The sequence below is a fragment of the Herbidospora yilanensis genome (genome assembly GCF_001570565.1).
In the GTDB taxonomy this organism is placed as follows: Bacteria; Actinomycetota; Actinomycetes; order Streptosporangiales; family Streptosporangiaceae; genus Herbidospora; species Herbidospora yilanensis.
Genome location: NZ_BBXE01000045.1, coordinates 1 through 18442 on the forward strand (window position 1 = coordinate 1; position 18442 = coordinate 18442).

General features: G+C 71.3%; 17 protein-coding genes. 15 read left to right on the forward strand and 2 right to left on the reverse strand.

Features of this window, described 5'->3' with window-relative positions; translation table 11 throughout:
- Positions 1-78: 78 nt before the first annotated feature.
- The 8 genes from AW273_RS32575 (at position 79) to AW273_RS32610 (ending at position 6840) form a co-directional block, all read left to right on the forward strand.
- On the forward strand, positions 79-843 hold the full coding sequence (locus AW273_RS32575; protein WP_062356844.1) for a Fic family protein: 765 nt from the start codon (positions 79-81) through the stop codon (positions 841-843).
- A gap of 708 nt (positions 844-1551) precedes the next feature.
- Positions 1552-2589, forward strand: a complete 1038-nt coding sequence (ssd, locus tag AW273_RS32580; RefSeq protein ID WP_062356847.1) for a septum site-determining protein Ssd — start codon at positions 1552-1554, stop codon at positions 2587-2589.
- On the forward strand, positions 2586-3731 hold the full coding sequence (locus AW273_RS32585; protein ID WP_083950222.1) for a TadA family conjugal transfer-associated ATPase: 1146 nt from the start codon (positions 2586-2588) through the stop codon (positions 3729-3731). Before ssd ends, AW273_RS32585 begins: the two co-directional genes overlap by 4 nt.
- 250 nt (positions 3732-3981) lie before the next feature.
- Positions 3982-4698: a type II secretion system F family protein gene (locus tag AW273_RS32590; protein ID WP_062356849.1), complete on the forward strand. Its 717-nt coding sequence runs from the start codon at positions 3982-3984 to the stop codon at positions 4696-4698.
- Positions 4699-4859: 161 nt separating this feature from the next.
- Complete coding sequence (locus AW273_RS32595; RefSeq protein ID WP_232327710.1) at positions 4860-5558, forward strand: type II secretion system F family protein; 699 nt, start codon at positions 4860-4862, stop codon at positions 5556-5558.
- A gap of 251 nt (positions 5559-5809) precedes the next feature.
- On the forward strand, positions 5810-6085 hold the full coding sequence (locus AW273_RS39445) for a DUF4244 domain-containing protein (protein ID WP_062356852.1): 276 nt from the start codon (positions 5810-5812) through the stop codon (positions 6083-6085).
- On the forward strand, positions 6082-6438 hold the full coding sequence (locus tag AW273_RS32605; RefSeq protein ID WP_062356854.1) for a TadE family type IV pilus minor pilin: 357 nt from the start codon (positions 6082-6084) through the stop codon (positions 6436-6438). Before AW273_RS39445 ends, AW273_RS32605 begins: the two co-directional genes overlap by 4 nt.
- Positions 6439-6474: 36 nt before the next feature.
- The gene (locus AW273_RS32610) at positions 6475-6840 is read left to right on the forward strand and encodes an Rv3654c family TadE-like protein (RefSeq protein ID WP_198168479.1); all 366 of its coding nucleotides are present in this window, start codon (positions 6475-6477) and stop codon (positions 6838-6840) included.
- Here the strand turns inward: AW273_RS32610 and AW273_RS32615 are convergent.
- On the reverse strand, positions 6819-9146 hold the full coding sequence (locus AW273_RS32615; RefSeq protein ID WP_439648647.1) for a DEAD/DEAH box helicase: 2328 nt from the start codon (positions 9144-9146) through the stop codon (positions 6819-6821). The two genes, AW273_RS32610 and AW273_RS32615, sit on opposite strands and share 22 nt — an antisense overlap.
- Positions 9147-9304: 158 nt before the next feature.
- Between AW273_RS32615 and AW273_RS32620 the strand changes: the two genes are divergently transcribed.
- From AW273_RS32620 to AW273_RS32640, 5 genes are all read left to right on the forward strand, one after another.
- Complete coding sequence (locus AW273_RS32620) at positions 9305-9655, forward strand: STAS domain-containing protein (RefSeq protein ID WP_030456213.1); 351 nt, start codon at positions 9305-9307, stop codon at positions 9653-9655.
- 2 nt (positions 9656-9657) lie between these two features.
- The gene (locus AW273_RS32625; RefSeq protein ID WP_030456212.1) at positions 9658-10113 is read left to right on the forward strand and encodes an ATP-binding protein; all 456 of its coding nucleotides are present in this window, start codon (positions 9658-9660) and stop codon (positions 10111-10113) included.
- A gap of 325 nt (positions 10114-10438) precedes the next feature.
- Positions 10439-12739 (forward strand): sodium-translocating pyrophosphatase, encoded by a 2301-nt coding sequence (locus AW273_RS32630; RefSeq protein WP_062356860.1) that lies wholly within the window; start codon positions 10439-10441, stop codon positions 12737-12739.
- Between the two features lie 187 nt (positions 12740-12926).
- Complete coding sequence (locus tag AW273_RS32635) at positions 12927-13385, forward strand: SixA phosphatase family protein (protein WP_063910193.1); 459 nt, start codon at positions 12927-12929, stop codon at positions 13383-13385.
- A complete protein-coding gene (locus AW273_RS32640) occupies positions 13369-15444 on the forward strand; it encodes an FUSC family protein (RefSeq protein WP_062356863.1) in 2076 nt (691 codons plus the stop codon). The genes AW273_RS32635 and AW273_RS32640 overlap by 17 nt, the downstream gene beginning before the upstream one ends.
- Here AW273_RS32640 and serB read toward each other — a convergent pair.
- Complete coding sequence (gene serB / locus AW273_RS32645; protein ID WP_062356866.1) at positions 15428-16648, reverse strand: phosphoserine phosphatase SerB; 1221 nt, start codon at positions 16646-16648, stop codon at positions 15428-15430. The two genes, AW273_RS32640 and serB, sit on opposite strands and share 17 nt — an antisense overlap.
- Positions 16649-16793: 145 nt before the next feature.
- Here serB and AW273_RS32650 point away from each other — a divergent pair, with 145 nt between their 5' ends.
- Positions 16794-17522: a GNAT family N-acetyltransferase gene (locus AW273_RS32650; protein WP_062356869.1), complete on the forward strand. Its 729-nt coding sequence runs from the start codon at positions 16794-16796 to the stop codon at positions 17520-17522.
- On the forward strand, positions 17519-18400 hold the full coding sequence (locus AW273_RS32655) for a lysophospholipid acyltransferase family protein (protein WP_062356872.1): 882 nt from the start codon (positions 17519-17521) through the stop codon (positions 18398-18400). Before AW273_RS32650 ends, AW273_RS32655 begins: the two co-directional genes overlap by 4 nt.
- The last annotated feature ends 42 nt before the right edge of the window (positions 18401-18442 follow it).

The following is an 18442-nucleotide window of genomic DNA, read 5'->3' on the forward strand; positions in this document are numbered from 1 at the left end:
GGCCGGGGGGCGGCGGGCGGGGCCGGCCGGGCGGAGCCGTAACGGAAAGGATCTTCGGCTGTCGATAGGGTCGGGCGGATGAGTGATCCGCTGGTCGTGGTGGCTGAACTGCCCGGGGTGCCGGAGGCCGTCTCGGAGGCCCGGGAGGCCGTCGACGTCCTCTATCGGCATCGCATCCTGCGCAGACGGCAGCCCGAAGTGTCGGCCGAGTCCGCATTGCGCGGGGCTCGGGCCTCCGCCGAACTGGAGGGTGTCGACGTTCCGCTGGGCACGTTGCGGGCCGGTGAGGCCGACGATCCGGTGGCGCAGGGGGCGCTGCGGGTCTCCGCCGCGCTGGGGCGGCTCGGGCCGCTGTGGCGGTCGGCGCCGCCGCAGGTGCTGGCCCGTCTCCACACGCTCGCGGCCGCGGGGCTGCTCGCCGATCCGGGGCGTCCGCGTACGGGGGCCACGGCGGCCGATCCTTTCGGGATCGGGCCGGCTCCGGTCGACGTGTCCGCGCGGATGGCCGCTCTGGCCGGGCTGACCTCGACGAAGGCCCCGGCGCTGGTGCTGGGCGCGATCGTGCACGCCGAGATCGTGACGCTGCGGCCGTTCGGCGTGGCCGACGGGCTGGTGGCGCGGGCGGCCGAGCGGCTCAGCCTGGTCGAATACGGCCTCGACCCCAAGTCGCTCGTGGCGGTGGAGGTGGGGCACCGGGAGTCGATGGGGTCGTACACGGAGGCTCTGAAGGCCTATCTGACCGGCACTCCCGACGGTGTCGCGACGTGGGTGATCCACTGCGCGCGGGCGGTGGTGCTGGGCGTCAGGGAGACGACGGCCATTTGTGAAGCGCTGTCGCGGTAAACAATTGCGGACACAAGCGGACGGCGTCCCTGGAATGGGACGCCGTCGCCAGTACGTCGAACCGGGTTACCAAGCGTGCACCTGATTTTGTCGAAACGGGACAAGCCCGCAACGACACGCCTCCCGCGGCTGGTCGCACGTGGGTACCCGGCGGCCGTACCCGGACACTCGGTCCGTACGCCCTTTGTACGTCGGAACTGCGCACTTGGGAACCCCTCCGAGCAAGACCTTTACTGAGCCCGGAACCGGCCGATTACGGCTTCTGGTGTGGTTTGTGGCCATGTGGGGCAATGGATCGATACATCACGTCCCCTCTGACAGTGATCACTGACCGTGACCGCGTGGCCGCATTCCCTCTACTTGCGCGAAGCCCAAAAAAACTGCCGCAAAATGCAGATTGCTCCTCGACGAAACTCGGGCGGATCGGGCAGCATACGGTGTTATCTCCCAGTGTGGGAGTGACTGTGCACAGGGCACCTTTGCAAGTCTCTTGCCATGCCCTGGCCCACTGATGAAAGCTTTCATCACACGGGACCGGCTCTACCCCCCCGGAGCCGGACCGATCGGCGACCCCCGCTCTCCCCCCCGGCGGGGGTCGCCCCTTTTCCACAGGGCGATCCTTATCCACAGATCCCGGTTCGGGCGTTTCCGATCTTCGGCCGGTCGGCACCGTGAGGCTTCCGACCGTCGACCGAGGAGCCTCCGCCCATGCACCGCCCGCTGGCCGTCACCGCCGACCGCGACCTGCTCGACGACCTGCTGCGGGTGGCCGCGGCCGCCGGAGTCGAACTCGACGTCGCCCACGAGGCCGCCCAGGCCCGCCCGCGCTGGCGGACCGCTCCGCTTGTCGTCGTAGGGGCTGACCTGGCCGACGCCCTCGCGGCCACCGGCCCGCCGCCCCGCCAGGGCGTGCTGCTGGTGACGGCCGACCCGGCCGACCCGTCGATGTGGCGGCGCTGCGTGGCGGTCGGCGCGTCCGCCGTCCTGGAACTGCCCGACGCCGAACGGCTGCTCGTCGACGAGTTCGCCGAGGCCGCCGAACCCTCCTCCCGCGCCGGGGCGGTGGTCTGCGTGGCCGGCGGGCGCGGCGGCGTGGGCGCGACGGTGCTGGCCGCTTCACTGGCCCTGACGGCGGCCCGATCGGGCTCGCGAACCCTGCTCGTCGACGCCGATCCGCTCGGCGGCGGCATCGACGTGGTGCTCGGGCAGGAAGAGGCGACGGGCGCCCGCTGGCCCGACATCGTCGGGCGGGAGGGCCGGGTGAGCTACGCGGCGCTCCAAGGGGCCCTGCCGACCTTCGGCGAGTTGACCGTCCTGTCATGGCACCGGGGCGAACCGATGCGGATCCCCCGCGAGGCGATGCGGGCCGTGCTGGAGGCGGCGCGGCGGGGATGTGATCTTGTGGTGGTCGATCTGCCCCGGTTCGTCGACGCCGGGGCCGAAGAGGCATTATCGCGGTCCGGAGTGACTTTGCTGGTGGTCTCGGCTGATGTGCGGGGGGTGCTCGCCGCCGGGCAGGCGCTGGCCGGGGTTCGGGAACGGGCCGGGGACGTACGGGCGGTCGTGCGCGGCGGCAGCCTGGAACCTGGCGTGGTGGCTCGGTCGCTGGGGGTGCCGCTGGCGGGGGTGGTGCCCGAGCAGCGGGGCCTGTCCGAGGCACTCGACCGTGGAGACGCCCCGCCGCTGAAACGGACGCCGCTGGGGCGGTTCTGCGGGGAACTGCTGGCGGGGTTGTCGGTGTCGTGAGCGCGGTGTCCGGGGAACTACTGGAAGCGGTCCGCGTCCGGCTGGCACGCGACGGGCTCGACCCTTCACCCGCCCAGGTGGCCGCCGCCCTGCGGGCCGAGCGGGCGGTCCTCGGTGACGCCGAGGTACTGGCGGTCGCCCGGGTGCTCCGCGCCGAACTGATCGGGGCGGGCCCGCTCGAAGGCCTGCTCGCCGAGCCCGGGGTGACCGATGTGCTGGTCAACGGCCCCCGGGAGGTGTGGGTCGACGACGGGGGCGGGCTACGGAAGACGTCCGTGGCCTTCCGGTCCGACGACGACGTGCGGCGTCTGGCGCAACGGCTGGCGGCCGCCGCCGGCAGACGCCTGGACGACGCCTGCCCCTACGTCGACGCCCGGCTGGCCGGCGGGGTGCGGCTGCACGCCGTGTTGCCGCCGGTGTCGGCGGAAGGCACCTGTTTGTCGTTGCGGTTGCCGCCCCGGCACACCTACGGGCTCGACGACCTGGTGACGGGCGTCGGGGCGCAGGTGCTGCGGTCGGTGCTGCGGGCCCGGCTGGCGTTCGTCGTGTCGGGCGGCACCGGGACCGGGAAGACGACCTTGTTGTCGGCGCTGCTGTCGCTCGCCGACCCGGGTGAGCGGCTGCTGCTGGTCGAGGACTCGGCGGAGCTGCGGCCGGCCCATCCCCACGTGGTGCGGCTGGAGACTCGGCCGCCGAACCTCGAAGGTGTCGGCGGGGTGACGCTCCGGGACCTGGTTCGGCAGGCGTTGCGAATGCGGCCCGACCGGGTGGTCGTCGGGGAGGTGCGCGGGGCCGAGGTGGTCGACCTCCTCGCCGCCTTGAACACCGGGCACGAGGGCGGGTGCGGGACCTTGCACGCCAACACGGCGGCTGACGTGCCACCTCGGCTTGAGGCGTTGGCGTGTGCCGCCGGGTTGAGCCGGGAGGCGGTGCACAGCCAGCTCTCGGCGGCGCTCGACGCGGTGATCCACGTGGTGCGGGACTCCGGCACGGGGGTGCGGCGGGTGGCGGAGATCTGCCTGTTGCGGCGCGGGGCGGACGGGTTCGTGGAGGCGGTGCCGGCGGTTTCGTTCGACGGGCGGGGCGGGGTGCGGGAGGGGGCGGCGTTCGGGGCACTGCGGGAACGGTGCCTGGGGAGGTGAACGGGGCGCTGCGGGAACGGTGCCTGAGGAGGTGAACGGGGCTTCTGTCTTTTCTCCGTTACGGCTCCGCCTGGCCCGCACCGCCCGCCGCCTCCAGAGCTCTCCCTCGAACGGCGGCAACCGGGCGCTTCGGAGCTGCCCCGCTACGGGCGAAGTGCGATCTATGTGGCGTTGGTCTGTGCGGCGTTGGTCTGTGCGGCGCGGCCTGGTTTGTGCGGCGTGTGAGGCGCTTGGCGATTTGGAGTTTTGAATGATCACCCTGCTCGTCGGGTCATGTGCCGGGCTGGCGGTTTGGGTCTGGCTCGGGCCTTCGGTTCCCGTGGTGCGGCTGGCGCACTTGACGCGCGAAGCGAGACCAGGCTTCTCCTGGCCCGCCCTGCTGAAGGTCAGGCGGTCACGTAAGGGGTCGGCGCGGGCCTGGCGTGGCGGAACCGTCGAGTTGTGTCAGGCGATCGTGGCCGAGCTCGCGGCCGGGCGGACGCCTGGTGAGGCGCTTTCCAGGGCCATCGGGTCCATCGAAGGGCCGCCGGAGATCGTCGGAGCGCTTCGGCCGGTCGCCCGGGTGGCTCGCGATGGCGGCGATGTCGCGGCGGCGTTGATCGACGCGGCGCCTCCCGTCGGAGGTGAGGGGTTGCGGCGGCTGGCGTCCTGCTGGGCGGTGGGGGTCAGCGTCGGGGGTGGGCTCGCGCCTCTCGTCGAGCGGGTGGGCGGGGCGTTGCGGGACATGGAGAACCATCGGCAGGAGATCTCGGCGCAACTCGCCGGGCCCCGGGCCACCGCTCGGCTGCTCGCGGGCTTGCCCGTGCTGGGGTTGTTGATGGCGGCCGGGTTGGGCATGCAGCCCCTTCCGTTCCTCTTCACGACTCTGCCGGGGATCGGATGTCTCGTCGTTGGGCTGCTGCTCAATGCGGCGGGGCTGCGGTGGACGGATCGGATGGTGCGGAAGGCCGAAGACGGTGTCCGTTGATGGTCGGGCTCGGTCGGTTCGGGGCGGCAGAGCGGATTGTCGTGCCAGTAGCCCGGCGGCTCGCCAGGGGCCGGCGCGGGCGTCGGGTCAGGCGGTCGAGTCTTCGATCCCGTTGGTTGAGGAACGAGGGTGTGGTGGTCGGGATTCTTTCCGGTCTGTGTGTGGCGCTTGCCGTCATGTGCTGGCCGGTTCGCCGTACCGCGGCTGAGCGGCTCAAGGCCGTGGTCGAGCCTCCCGAGGTTCAGGCCCCTGCGGCCGAGAATCCGGCGGGCCGGATCGCCCTGGTCGCGGGGCCGGTGCTCGTGCTGGTGGTGCTCGTGGTCGGCGGGGTGGCCGGGGTCGTGCTGGGGGTGATTCTGGCCGGGCTCGTGGTCGTGCACCTCAGGCGGAAGGAGGCTCCGCAGGAGCGCCGTCGTAGGGAGCTCGTCCGGGCCGATCTGCCGTTCGCCGCCGATCTCATGGCCGAGTGTCTGCGGGCCGGCCAGCCGCTCGTGGGCGCCGTCGAGATCGTCGCCCGGGTTGTGGACGGTCCGTTGGGGGAGCGGTTGCGGTGGGCGGGTGGGCAGATGCGGCTGGGGGCCGATCCCGTCGAGGTGTGGCGGGGGCTCGCCGCCGAAGACGCGCTCGCTCTGCTGGCCAGGGCCATCGCGCGGGCGGTCGAGTCGGGGGCGCCCGTGGCCGATGTGCTCACCCGGGTCGCTGAGGACGCCCGGCAGGCCGGGCGGGCCGCCTCTTCGGCGGCCGCGCGGCGGGTGGGGGTGCGGGCGGTGGCGCCGTTGGGTCTGTGCTTTCTGCCGGCGTTCTGTTTTCTGGGCATCGTTCCGGTCGTCGCGGGGCTGGCCGCCCAGGTTCTGTCATGATCTTGGCGCGGGGTTTTCCACACCCGTCGGCGGTACTGCACAGGGTGTGGACGGAAGTTGTCCACAGGTGTGGATAACGCGGAGTCTCCATGTGGATTTTGGGCTCGATTCCCCTGTGCACACAGGTCTTTTGAGTTATCCACAGGCCATTCGTTTTCCACAGACCGCGGTCTGCGTCGGTGGAAAGGCCGTCTCGGTCGGCAGGCTGGCAGCGCCGGAACGGAAGGTCCGGGCCGGTGTCAGGAGGACGCGTGAACGTCAAGACCGAAGGCATTTCGTGGACGCGGGAGGCCAAGCGGGCTCGGGCGGCCGAGCGGTTGCGGGAGGCGGCCGCTCGGGCGGCTCGGGTCTTGTCCGAGCAGGGCGGGAGGCGGCGTGCGGACGCGGGGATGTCGACCGCCGAATACGCCGTCGGCACCATCGCCGCGTGTGGGTTCGCGGGGCTGCTGTTCAAGGTGGTGACCTCGCCCGACGTCCAGCAGATGCTCGCCTCGCTCGTGCAGAAGGCGTTGGCGCTGGCCGGGTGAGCCGGCGCGAGCGCGGCTCCGTCACCGCCGAGACGGCCGCTGCGCTGCCCGCGCTCGTGGTCGTGCTCGGGGCCGCCCTGTGGGCGGTGAGTGTGGTCGGGGCCCGGCTGGAGTGCGTCGACGCCGCTCGGGCGGGTGCGCGGGCCGCGGCCCGGGGTGACGGGGTCTCCGCCGTGCGCGAGGGTGCCCTGGCGGTGGCGCCCACCGGGGCCACGGTCGAGGTGACCGTGGGGGCGGCGCTCACGGAGGTGACGGTGCGGGCTCGGGTCCGTCCCGCCTGGGCGGTGGTGCTGCCCGAGGTGGCGGTGTCCGCGTCGGCGAGTTCGGCGACCGAGAAGGGTGTGCTGCCGTGACGGTCGGTCGGTGAGCGGGAGGCGATGGTGAGTGATGTGGGCGGAAGACGTGATCGGGGGTCGGCGACCGTCTGGGTCGTCGCGGTGATGGCCGTGGTGTGGGCGGCGGCTTATGTGCTCGTCCAGGTCGGGATGGCGAGAGTGGCCGTGCACACGGCTCTGGCCGCCGCCGACCTGGGCGCTCTGGCCGCCGCCGAACTGGCTGTCGCGGCCCCCGGTGAGGCCTGTGGGCGGGCGGCGGAGGTGGTCGCCGCCAACGACGCCCGGATCGTGTCGTGTGAGGTCGAGGGAGGGGTGTCGGAGGTGACGGCGCGGGTCCGGCTTCGGTTCCCGGGGTTGACCGAACGGGAGGCGTCGGCCACGTCCCGTGCCGGGCCCGTCTATCTGAACACGGAACGCTGAGAAAGGAGGACGTCGAGCAGTTCCAGCGCTCCGCGCTTGCTCAGCGGCTCGTTCCCGTTTCCGCACTTCGGCGACTGGATGCAACTCGGGCACCCGTGCCCGCACTCGCACGACGCGATGGCGTCCCGGGTCGCCGTCAGCCAGGCCACCGCGTTGCCGAACCCCCGTTCGGCGAACCCGGCCCCGCCGGCGTGGCCGTCGTAGACGAAGACCGTCAGCCGGCCCGTGTCGGGATGCAGTTCGGTCGATACCCCTCCGATGTCCCACCGGTCACACGTCGCGAACAGGGGCAGCAGGCCGATCGACGCGTGTTCCGCCGCGTGGGCGGCTCCGCCGAGGTCGCCGATTCCGGCGGGCAGCGATTCGGGCGGCAGCGTCCACCACACCGCCTTGGTCCGCAGGCTGCGCGGCGGCAGGTCGAGGGGTTCGTCGCCGAGCATCTCGCCGGTGGACATGCGCCGCTTCAGATAGGACACCACCTGCCGCGTCACCTCGACCGACCCGAAGTGCAGTTCTCCCGGGCCGAGGGGATGGGAGCGCAGCGACTCGATCACGGCGATGTCGGTCACGTCGCGGGCGAAGGTCGAGTAGTCGGGGGTGCCGGGGGTGACCAGGGCGACGCCCATCTCCAGGTCGAGTTCGTCGACCACGAACGTCTCCCCCTGGTGGATGTGCACCGCCCCGGTGTGCACCGACGTGTGCGACGAGGCTTCGTCGCAGGTGCCCAGCAGCCGTCCGGTGTCGGTCTCCACGATCTGCACCGGCGAGCCGCCCGAGCCACGGATGTCGGCCAGCCCGGCGGCGAGCTCGCGGCTGGTCCAGAACCAGCCCGTCGGGCGGCGGCGCAGGAGGCCGTCGGCCACCAGGTCGTCGAGCACCGAGGCCGCCGAGGGGCCGAAGATCTCCAGGTCGGCCTCGGTCAGCGGCACCTCGGCCGCGGCGGCGCACAGGTGGGGGGCCAGCACGTAGGGGTTGTCGGGGTCGAGGACCGTCGCCTCGACCGGGCGGCCGAAAAGGGCCTCCGGGTGGTGGACGACATACGTGTCGAGCGGGTCGTCGCGGGCGATCAGAACCGCCAGCGCGTCCTGGCCGTCGCGTCCGGCGCGGCCGGCCTGCTGCCACAGGCTGGCGCGGGTGCCGGGCCAGCCCGCGATCAGGACGGCGTCGAGGCCCGACACGTCGACGCCGAGTTCCAGGGCGTTGGTCGTGGCCACGCCGAGCAGGTCGCCCGACCGCAGGGCCTTCTCCAGCAGGCGGCGGTCTTCGGCCAGATAGCCGGCCCGGTAGGCGGCGATCTTGTCGGCCAGGGGGACGCCCGCGTCCTCCAGGTGTCCGCGGGCGGTGAGCGCCACCGTCTCGGCGGACCGGCGGGAGCGGACGAACGCCAGCGTCCGCACCCCGTCGACCACGAGGTCGGCCAGCAGGTCGGCCGCCTCGGCGGTGGCGGCCCGGCGAATTGGAGCTCCACCTTCGCCGCGTAGATCGGTCAGGGGCGGTTCCCACAGCGCGACCGTCGTCGTGCCTCTCGGGGAGGCGTCGCGGGTCACCTCGGCCATCTGGAGGCCCGTCAGGCGCATGCCGGTCGTCGCCGGGTCGCTCGCCGTGGCCGAGGCCAGGAAGAAGACGGGGGAGGCGCCGTATTTCGCGGAGACCCGCCGCAGGCGGCGCAGGATCTGGGCCACGTGGGAGCCGAAGACGCCCCGGTAGCCGTGGCACTCGTCGACGATCACCAGGCGCAGGCGGCGCCAGAACGACGTCCAGGCCGAATGCCTCGGCAGGATCGAGCGGTGCAGCATGTCGGGGTTGGTCAGCACGTAGTTGGCGTTGCGCCTGACCCAGGCCCGTTCCTCATGGGGCGTGTCGCCGTCGAAGGTCGCGGCGCGCAGACCTTGCACGCCCAGCGCGCTCACCGAGCGGAGCTGGTCGGCCGCCAGGGCCTTGGTCGGGGTCAGGTAGAGGACGGTCCCGCCCGACAGCGCCTCGGTCACCGCCGGCACCAGATAGGCCAGCGATTTCCCCGACGCGGTGCCTGTGGCGATGATCACGTTTTGGCCACGGTGCACCAGGTCGGCGGCCTCTGACTGGTGACTCCACAACCCCTGTATCCCGAGCCCCTCGAACCCCTCGCGCACCAGCGGCGGGACCCAGGAGGGCCACTGGGCTTGACCTGCCTGACGTGCCGGAACATGCTCCACATGAGTGACCCGCCCGTGGCGGCCCGGGACCGTGACCAGACGGTCGAGAAGGGGGCGGCCCCGGTTTGGCGTACGCTCTCGGGGAAGAGCTGGGGATGTCGGCGAAGTCATGGGTTTCCATCCTGGCATCTCGGGGGAGAGTCGCCCGGAGTCGTGATTTCGTATAGACACAGGGGCGTGGCGTGGTTGAATGCCGCGCGTCGGGGTCGTGCTTTCTTAGGATGCACGATCCGCATCGGGACCTACGCAGGCAAGGCGCTGGAGGATCTGTGGATCTGAAGTTGGACCACCGTACCGAGGACCGACTCACCATCGTCGAGGTTGAGGGTGAGATCGACGTCTACACCGCGCCCAGATTGCGTGAGCTGCTCATCGATTTGGTGAACAAGGGGAACTTCCACCTTCTCGTGAACATGGAGAAGGTCGACTTCCTCGACTCGACCGGCCTCGGCGTGCTGGTCGGCGGGCTCAAGCGGGTGCGGGCGCACGATGGCTCCCTGGAACTCGTCTGCACTCAGGAGCGGATTCTGAAGATCTTCCGGATCACCGGACTGACGAAGGTCTTCGGGATCTACGCCTCTGTGGAGGAGGCCAAGGAAGCCCACGGCCGAGACAAGTAGTCATGGCCACCGTCGAGCTGACGTTCAGCGCGCTCCCGGCCCACGTGCGCACCGCTCGGTTGGTCGCGACGGCCATCGCCCGGCGCACCGGGGTGGCCGAGGCGCTGCTGGACGAAGTACGGCTCGCCGTCGGAGAAGCGTGCTCCCGGGCCGTGGAGGCACATCGTCTCCACTGTCCGGGAGAGCCGATCCGGATCGAGCTCAAAGACGACTCGGGGCGGTTCGAGGTCACCGTGACCGACGCCGCCCCCAGCGACGACCTGAAGGCCGTCGACTCCTCTGACGGCTACCGGCTGGTCGACGCGATGCTCGGGATAGTGCCCGAGATGCCCGGCCTCGGGATCGCGGTGATCGCGGGCCTGGCCGACGACGTCGAAGTGTCACCGGGTCCGACCGGTGTGAAGATCAGAATGAGCTGGCCGGCCGCCCCCACCCCTAACGGGCTGGCTGCCGTCTAGTCAGGGCTCCCGGTCATGCGGGAGCCCTTTTTTACCTGTGCGCAATCCCCTCGACATACGGCGATGCCCAATCTTCAGCCGATCTGTTCACCAATTTGCGGGGCGCAGGGGGTTCATATATGGCGAAGCGCTGCGTAGAGTACCCGGCACCGGCCAAGGTATTGCGGAACGCAACCGGAAGCGGCACTGCCAATGACCCGGAAGTGCGCCGCCGGAGCTCTCCTCCTACGGGGCAGCCGTAACATTTTGGGGCAGCCACTCCCGGGCAGGACCTACCCGTCTGGCCGAGGAGGACGGATTGTCTGTTCCTGCACATTTTCTAGCCGTGGATGACGGCGCGGCGGTTTCCCTGAGCGGTGGTCACCTCACTCTCGTGGTCGTGGTGGCGGCCGTGGCCCTTCTCGCCCTCGCTGTCGCGGGCGGGCTCGTACGCGAGGTGCTCGCGGCGGGTCAGGGCACCGAGCGCATGCAGAACATCGCGAAAGCCGTTCAGCAGGGCGCCGCCGCCTATCTCACCCGGCAGTTCAAGACGCTTGCCATCTTTGTCGTGTTGATCCCGTTGGTGCTTCTGTTGCTGCCGGCGGAGACGACGGGGGTGCGTATCGGGCGCAGCGTCTTCTTCGTGATCGGCGCGCTGTTCTCGGCGCTGACCGGTTTCATCGGCATGTGGCTGGCGGTGCGCGGCAACGTCCGCGTCGCCGCGGCGGCCCGTGAGTCCGGTGAGAAGACGGCGATGCGCATCGCCTTCCGCACCGGTGGTGTGGCGGGCATGTTCACCGTGGGGCTGGGCCTGCTGGGCGCGGCGATCGTGGTCTTCGCCTACAAGGGGGACGCGCCGAGCGTCCTCGAAGGGTTCGGTTTCGGCGCCGCGCTCCTCGCGATGTTCATGCGAGTCGGCGGCGGCATCTTCACCAAGGCCGCCGACGTCGGCGCCGACCTGGTCGGCAAGGTCGAGCAGGGCATCCCGGAAGACGACCCGCGCAACCCGGCGACCATCGCCGACAACGTGGGCGACAACGTCGGCGACTGCGCCGGCATGGCGGCCGACCTGTTCGAGTCGTACGCGGTCATGCTGGTCGCCTCGCTGATCCTGGGCAAGGCGGCGTTCGGCACAGAAGGCCTGGTGTTCCCGCTGATCGTCCCGATGATCGGTGTCATCACCGCGATCATCGGCATCTTCATCACCGCGCCCCGGGCGGGTGACCGCAACGCGATGGCCGCCATCAACCGCGGCTTCTTCATCAGCGCGATCATCTCGGCGATCTTCGTGGCGGTGGCGGCGTTCCTCTACCTGCCGGGCAGCTTCTCGGAGCTGAACGGCGGCGTGCAGAACCTCGACGCCGACCCGCGCTGGATCGCCATCGGCGCGGTGCTCGTCGGCCTGGTGCTGGCCAGCGCGATCCAGATCCTCACCGGCTACTTCACCGAGACGAACCGCCGTCCGGTGAAGGAGATCGGCGAGAGCTCGCTGACCGGCCCCGCGACCGTCATCCTGTCGGGCATCTCGGTCGGCCTGGAGTCGGCGGTCTACTCCGCCCTGCTGATCGGTGGCGCCGTCTACGGCGCGTTCCTGCTCGGCTTCGGCAACGTCACCGTGGCGCTGTTCGCGGTGGCCCTGGCCGGAACCGGTCTGCTGACCACGGTCGGCGTGATCGTGTCGATGGACACCTTCGGCCCGGTCTCCGACAACGCCCAGGGCATCGCCGAGATGTCGGGCGACGTCGAGGGCGAGGGCGCCCAGGTGCTGACCTCGCTCGACGCCGTGGGCAACACGACGAAGGCGATCACCAAGGGCATCGCGATCGCGACCGCCGTGCTCGCGGCGACGGCGCTGTTCGGCTCGTTCCGGACCGCGGTCGAAGGGGCGCTGGCGGGCGCGTCACCGGCGGTGAGAGACATGCTCGGCGGGTTCTCGAACTTCTCGCTGAGCGTCGACTCGCCGAACGTGCTCGTCGGCCTGATCATCGGCGCGGCCGTGGTGTTCCTGTTCTCCGGTCTGGCGATCATGGCCGTCGGGCGCGCGGCGATGCGGGTGGTCTTCGAGGTACGCGACCAGTTCCGCAGCAAGCCGGGGATCATGGCGGGCACCGAACTGCCCGACTACTCCCGCGTGGTCGACATCTGCACCAAGGACTCGCTGCGTGAGCTGGCGACGCCGGGTCTGCTGGCCGTCATGACGCCGATCGCGGTCGGTTTCGCGCTGGGATACGCGCCGCTGGGCGCCTTCCTCGCGGGCGCCATCGCGGCCGGCACGCTGATGGCGGTCTTCCTGTCGAACTCGGGCGGCGCCTGGGACAACGCCAAGAAGCTCGTCGAAGACGGCCACCACGGCGGCAAGGGCTCCGAGGCCCACGCCGCGACGGTCATCGGCGACACCGTCGGCGACCCGTTCAAGGACACCGCCGGTCCGGCCATCAACCCGCTGATCAAGGTCATGAACCTGGTCGCGCTGCTGATCGCCCCGGCCGTGGTGACCTACTTCGACAACGTCGCCCTGCGGGTCGGCGTGACGGTCGTGGCCGTGGTCGTCGTGATCGGCGCGATCGTCGCGTCGAAGCGGCGCTCGGTGACGATCGACAAGCCGAACAGCGACAACGAGAAGAAGCTGGAGCCGGTGGTCAACTAGACCGTCGGCCGGTGGCGGCCCCCCGGCACCCACGTGCCGGGGGGCCGCCGCACGTCCATAGACTCGATGTTCATGAACGACAAGGGTGGCCGCGGCCTGGCAGTCATTCTGCTCGGCATGGCTCTGATGTTCGCCGTGATCGTGGCCCTCGCCATGTGGGCGATGCCCTGAAAGGGGAGTTGACCGCGTGAAGACGCTGATCGTGTTGCGGCACGCCAAAGCCGAGCACACGCCCGGGGTCCTCGACTTCGAGCGGGTGCTGACCAAACGCGGCGAGCGCAACTCCCGCGAGGCCGGTGAGCTGATCGCCCGGCTGACGCCCGACCTGATCGTGGCGTCGCCCTCGGCCCGCACCCGGCTGACGGCCGAGCTCCTCGGCCTCGAAGGGGTGCCCATCGAGTTCGAGCGCGACGTCTACGAGGCGTACACCGACGAGCTGATCGAGATCGTCCGGCGGACCGATCCCGAGGTCGACACGCTGGTGCTGGTGGGGCACAACCCGTCGGTCCACGACCTGGTCGTGCAGTTGTCGGGGCCGCGGACCGAGACGTTCAAGCCGGGGGCGTTCGCGGTGATCGAGCTGCCGGGGCCGTGGGAGGAGCTCGACCCGGGCACCGGCACCCTGGTCGATGGCCACCAGCCTTAGAGACCGCGGCCTCGCCGTCGGCTACGGGGTCGTCGGCGCGGCCGGCCTGCTCATCCCGCTCCTCGTCGGGCTGGCGATCGGGCGGCCCGCCATGGGCGGCGTGGTGGCGCTCGGCGCCTTCCTGGTGACCATCAGGGCCAACCCCGATCCGCCGGGTGTACGCCTGTCCTTCATGCTCGCCGGCGTGCTCGTGCTGGCCGTGGGGTCGGTCCTCGGTGTGTTACTCATCGGGCACGACTGGCTGCTGGCGCCCGTGGCGACGCTGGCGGCGGCCCTGGCCATCCGGTTCCCCGTGGTGGGCTTCACCGCGCCGCTGGCGCTGCTGCTGACGGCGGCCAACCCACTGCCGGTCGATCCGATCCCGCACCTGGTCCTCCAGATCGTCGGAGGGCTGCTGGCGGCCTTCCTGCTGACGTTGCCGTGGGCGTGGCGGCGCACCCGGCCGCTGGCCGCGACCCTGGCGGAGACCGCCGGCCTGCTGGCCGACCTGCTCGACGCGACCTTCGACGGCGAGCGCCGCGAGGAACTGCGCGACGAGGTCGCCGACGCCCTCCAGAGCGCCCGCACCGCCTGCGCCCGGCACCGGTGGGAACGCCGGTCCCGTGACGCCGAACGGGTCACCACGGCCCTGCGCAGGGTCTTCTACGAGGCCATCACGCTGCGCGAGCTCGCCGAGGCGGCGGGCCTGCGCGCGGAGATCGAGCCGCTCACGGCCGAGCTGGCCGCGCGCACCCGGGCCCTGTTCCAGCAGGAGGTCGAGGTCGCCGAGGTCGACTTCGCCGCCCGCATCGACGATCTGCGGGGCGAGCGGCCCGACGGCGAACGGGACCTGCTGAGGCTGGTGCTGCTGCGGCAGGTCGACCACGCCGCCACCCGGATCAGGGCCACGCTCGACCAGGCGAGAAGGCCCGCGATGAAGCTGAAGTCGGGGCTGATCCCGATCCCGCGGCTGCCCGTGGAGAGCCCGGTCACCGACGCCATCATGGTGGTTCCGAGATCCCCGGGCATGCGACTGACCAGGGACGATCCCGGATTCCGGCATCTGCTGCGGGCCATGCTCGGCACCGCCATGGCGTGCGTGATCATCGCGATCTTCACGCCGGAGCACGCGCAGTGGCTCGCGCTCGGTGTGCTGCTGACCATCCAGCCCACCTACGGCGAGACGCTCGACAAGGCCGGCGCCCGCGTCGGCGGCAGCATCGCCGGGGCGCTGGTCGCCGCCGTGGTGCTGCTGATCGCCCCCGGGTACGGCTGGCTCGCCGCCCTGATCGTGGTCAGCGCCGGCCTGGGCTTCGGCCTGTACGCCGTCCACTACGCCTACTGGGCCACGTTCATGACCATGTGCGTGCTGCTGCTGATCGACTTCCAGGCGGTCCAGACATGGGAGATCGCCGGGTTCCGGATCGGGCTGAACGTGCTCGGCGGGGCCATCGCGCTGGCCTGTGTGCGGCTGTTGTGGCCGCGCGGCGAGGCGGTGCGGCTCCAGGGGCGGCTGGCCGAGCTGCTCAGGGCGCACGCCCTGGCGGCCAGGACGCTGGCCGAGACGACCCGGGGACGGCGGCCCGAAGGGGCGGCCGAGCTGGCCATCCGGCGGGCCGCCGACATGGCCGAGGCGGTCGGGCAGGGCATCGCGGCGATGGCCCACGAACCCGGCGCGGGCGAGACGGGCCACGTCGCCGAGTTGCTCGAAGAGGTGACCAGGGTCCGCGACGGGCTCATCACGCTGACCTCGGTGTTGCGGGAGGACCCGGGCAACGACGTCGGCCCGGCTCCGGCCGTGCTGCACGCGGTGGCCGACCGGCTGGAGGGCGGGGCGGTGGCCGTCCAGGAGGGAACGCCTTACCAGGCGCGGGGTGACGTCGACCAGAAGCTCTCCGACCTGCGGAAATGGCTCGGAAAGCTGGCGCTGAGGAGACTCGACGAGCTGAAGGCCGACCCGGCCGACTCCCGCACCGAGGTCAGGAGGGCCCTGCTGCACGCGGCCGCCGCCGACCACGCGCTCAAGGCCCTCGCCGACGACTCGGCGCGGGTGGTGAGCCTGGCTACCGGAGACCGGTGAGGCCGTCTTCGGCGTCGGCCGCCTCTACTTCTTCGCGGGAGATCCCGAGCAGGTAGAGGATCGAGTCGAGGTAGGGCACGTTCAGCGCGGTGTCGGCCTTGGCCCGGACCACCGGCTTGGCGTTGAAGGCGATGCCGAGCCCGGCGACCTCCAGCATGTCGAGGTCGTTGGCGCCGTCGCCGACCGCGACCGTCTGGGTGACCGCGATCCCGGCCTGGGCGGCGAACCGTTCCAGGGCGCGGGCCTTGCCGGGCCGGTCGACGATCTCGCCGACGACCTTCCCGGTCAGCCGGCCGTCGACCACTTCGAGGGTGTTGGCGGCGGAGTAGTCGATGCCCAGGTCGGCCACCAGCGTGTCGGTGATCTGGGTGAACCCGCCGCTGACGATCGCGAACTTGTAGTCGAGCCGCTTCAGCGTGCGGACCAGGGTGCGGGCGCCGGGAGTGAGCACGACCTCCTTGGCGACCTTCTCGAAGACCTCCTCGGGCAGGCCCTCCAGCAGCGCGACCCGGCGGATCAGCGACTCGGCGAAGTCGAGTTCGCCGCGCATCGCCGCCTCGGTCACCCGGGCCACCTCGTCGAGGTTGCCCGCGTGGCGGGCCAGCAGTTCGATGACCTCGCCCTGGATGAGGGTCGAGTCGACGTCCATGACCACCAGGCGCTTGGCCCGGCGGAGGATGCCGGTGCGCTGCACCGCCACGTCGACCTGCTGGTGGCTGGCCTCGATCGCCAGCTCGGCCCTCAGGGTCTTCGGGTCGGCGCCGGAGACGGCCATCTCGATGCAGGTGACCGGGTAGGCCGACAGGCGTTCGATGCGGTCGATGTTGGCCCCGCTCGCGGCGATCCGGCCGGTGATCCCGGCCATCGCGGCCGGGGTGAGCGGGTTGCCGAGGACCGAGATGTGCAGGCGCCCTCGCCTGCGGGCCTCCTTGGAGGCCGTCCCGGTGGTCAGTTCGAGGTCCATGTCCAGGTCGGCGGCGACCTGCTCGATTGCGGTCCACAGGCCGCCGATGGTCTCACCGGTGCCCTTCGGTTTGCCTCCCGCGTAGGCCACCAGGACGCCCAGCGTCAGGCGGCCGCGGATGACCACCTGCTCGACGTCGGCGACGGTCACGGGGAAACCGGAGAGTACGGAGAAGAGTCGGGAGGTGACCCCAGGGCGGTCAGGACCGGTGAGCGTGATCAGAAGAGTGCGCTGTTTCATCCCGGATCTCTGGGCGTAGGACGGTTCCGTCGTCTCAACGCTACTGGGCCTGATCCCGGAGCCGTACACCAGGTTCACCATGCGGACGCCGACACGCCCGAAAAGTGAGAGATCTTCGTCACTTCCTCATGTCGTCATTTCAGTCATGAAGACTGAAAGGGAACTCCACCTCACGGACGCCCGCGGACGGTACTCCGTCAGCCTCGCCACCAGCGCGGCGGACGTCCAGGCGGCCCAGCGGCTGCGCCACGAGGTGTTCGCCGGGGAGATGGGCGCGCGGCTCGACTCCCCGGTGACCGGGCTGGACGTCGACCGGTTCGACGCCTACTGCGACCACCTCGTCGTGCGCTCGGGCACCGAGGTCGTCGGCACCTACCGGTTGCTGCCCCCGGGGCGGACCGACCGGATGTACTCCGACGGCTACTTCGACACCGGCCGGCTGGCGGGGGTCCGGGACGGCCTGGTGGAGGTGGGCCGCACCTGCGTGCGCGCCGACCACCGGGGCGGCGCGGTGATGGGCCTGATGTGGGCCGCCATCGCCCACTACATGGTCGGCGGCGGCCACTCCTGGCTCGCCGGCTGCTGCTCGGTTCCCCTCGACGACAACGGCACGGCCGCCGCCGGTGTGGTCGCCAACATCGACCTCGGGCCGGAGGAGTACCGCGTCACCCCGCGCCGGCCGTGGACGGGCGGCACCCCGCCGGAGCGGTTCGTGATCCCGCCGCTGCTGCGCGGCTACCTGCGGCTCGGCTCGTGGATCTGCGGCGCGCCCGCCCACGACGCCGACTTCGGCACGGCCGACTTCTTCGTGCTGCTCTCGCTGGCCAACGTCGACACCCGCTACCTGCGGCACTTCCTGGGAGAGGCGGCATGACCATCACGGCACCGGTCCGGGCGCTCACGCCCTGGTTGCCGCTGGCGCCCTGCGAGCCGGACACCTGCGTGGCGCCCGCGCGCCACCCGGCCGGACCGGTGCGGCAGGCGGCACGGCTGACCGGTGCCGTCGTCGTGCTCGCGGCCGGGCTGGTCTTCGCGGTGTTCGCGCGGCGGTTGTCGGCCGAGACCCTGGCCCGGGTGACCATGGCCTGGTCGCGGCTGCTGCTGCGGGCCCTCGGCATCAAGGTCACCGTGACCCGGGGGTTCGCCTTCGTCGGCGGCGCGGCCCTGGCCGTCAAGGCCATCTCCGGCGAGGCCGGCGCCCTCATCGTGGCCAATCACATCTCCTGGCTCGACCCGCTCGTGATGGCGGCCGTCCTGCCCTCACGCCTGCTCGCCAAGAGCGAGATCGCCCGCTGGCCGCTCATCAACACGCTCGTCGCGGGCTCCGGCGCCATCTTCATCGACCGCGAACGGCTCAGCCGGCTTCCCCGGACCGTCGGCGAGGTCACCGGGGCCCTGCGCGCCGGCGACACCGTGGTCGCCTTCCCCGAGGGCACCACCTGGTGCGGCCAGAGCATGGGCGGCTTCCGCCCGGCCCTGTTCCAGGCCGCCATCGACGCGGGCGCGGCCGTCCGCCCGGCGACGATCCGCTACCTGGAGGACGACGCCACCTCCGCCAGGCCCAGTTACGTCGGCGGCGACTCCCTGATCGGGTCGATCACCCGGGTGGCCTCGACCAGGCACATGACCGTCGAGGTGACGATGTTCCCGCCGGTCGCCGGCGCCGGCCAGACGCGGCGGTCGCTGGCCGGAGTGGCCGAGGCGCAGGTCAGGACCGCCCTCGGCACGTCCTTCACCGGCTTGCACTCGTGAAACGAACAAGCGACCAGGCCGTGAGGCCTGATCGCCCGTATT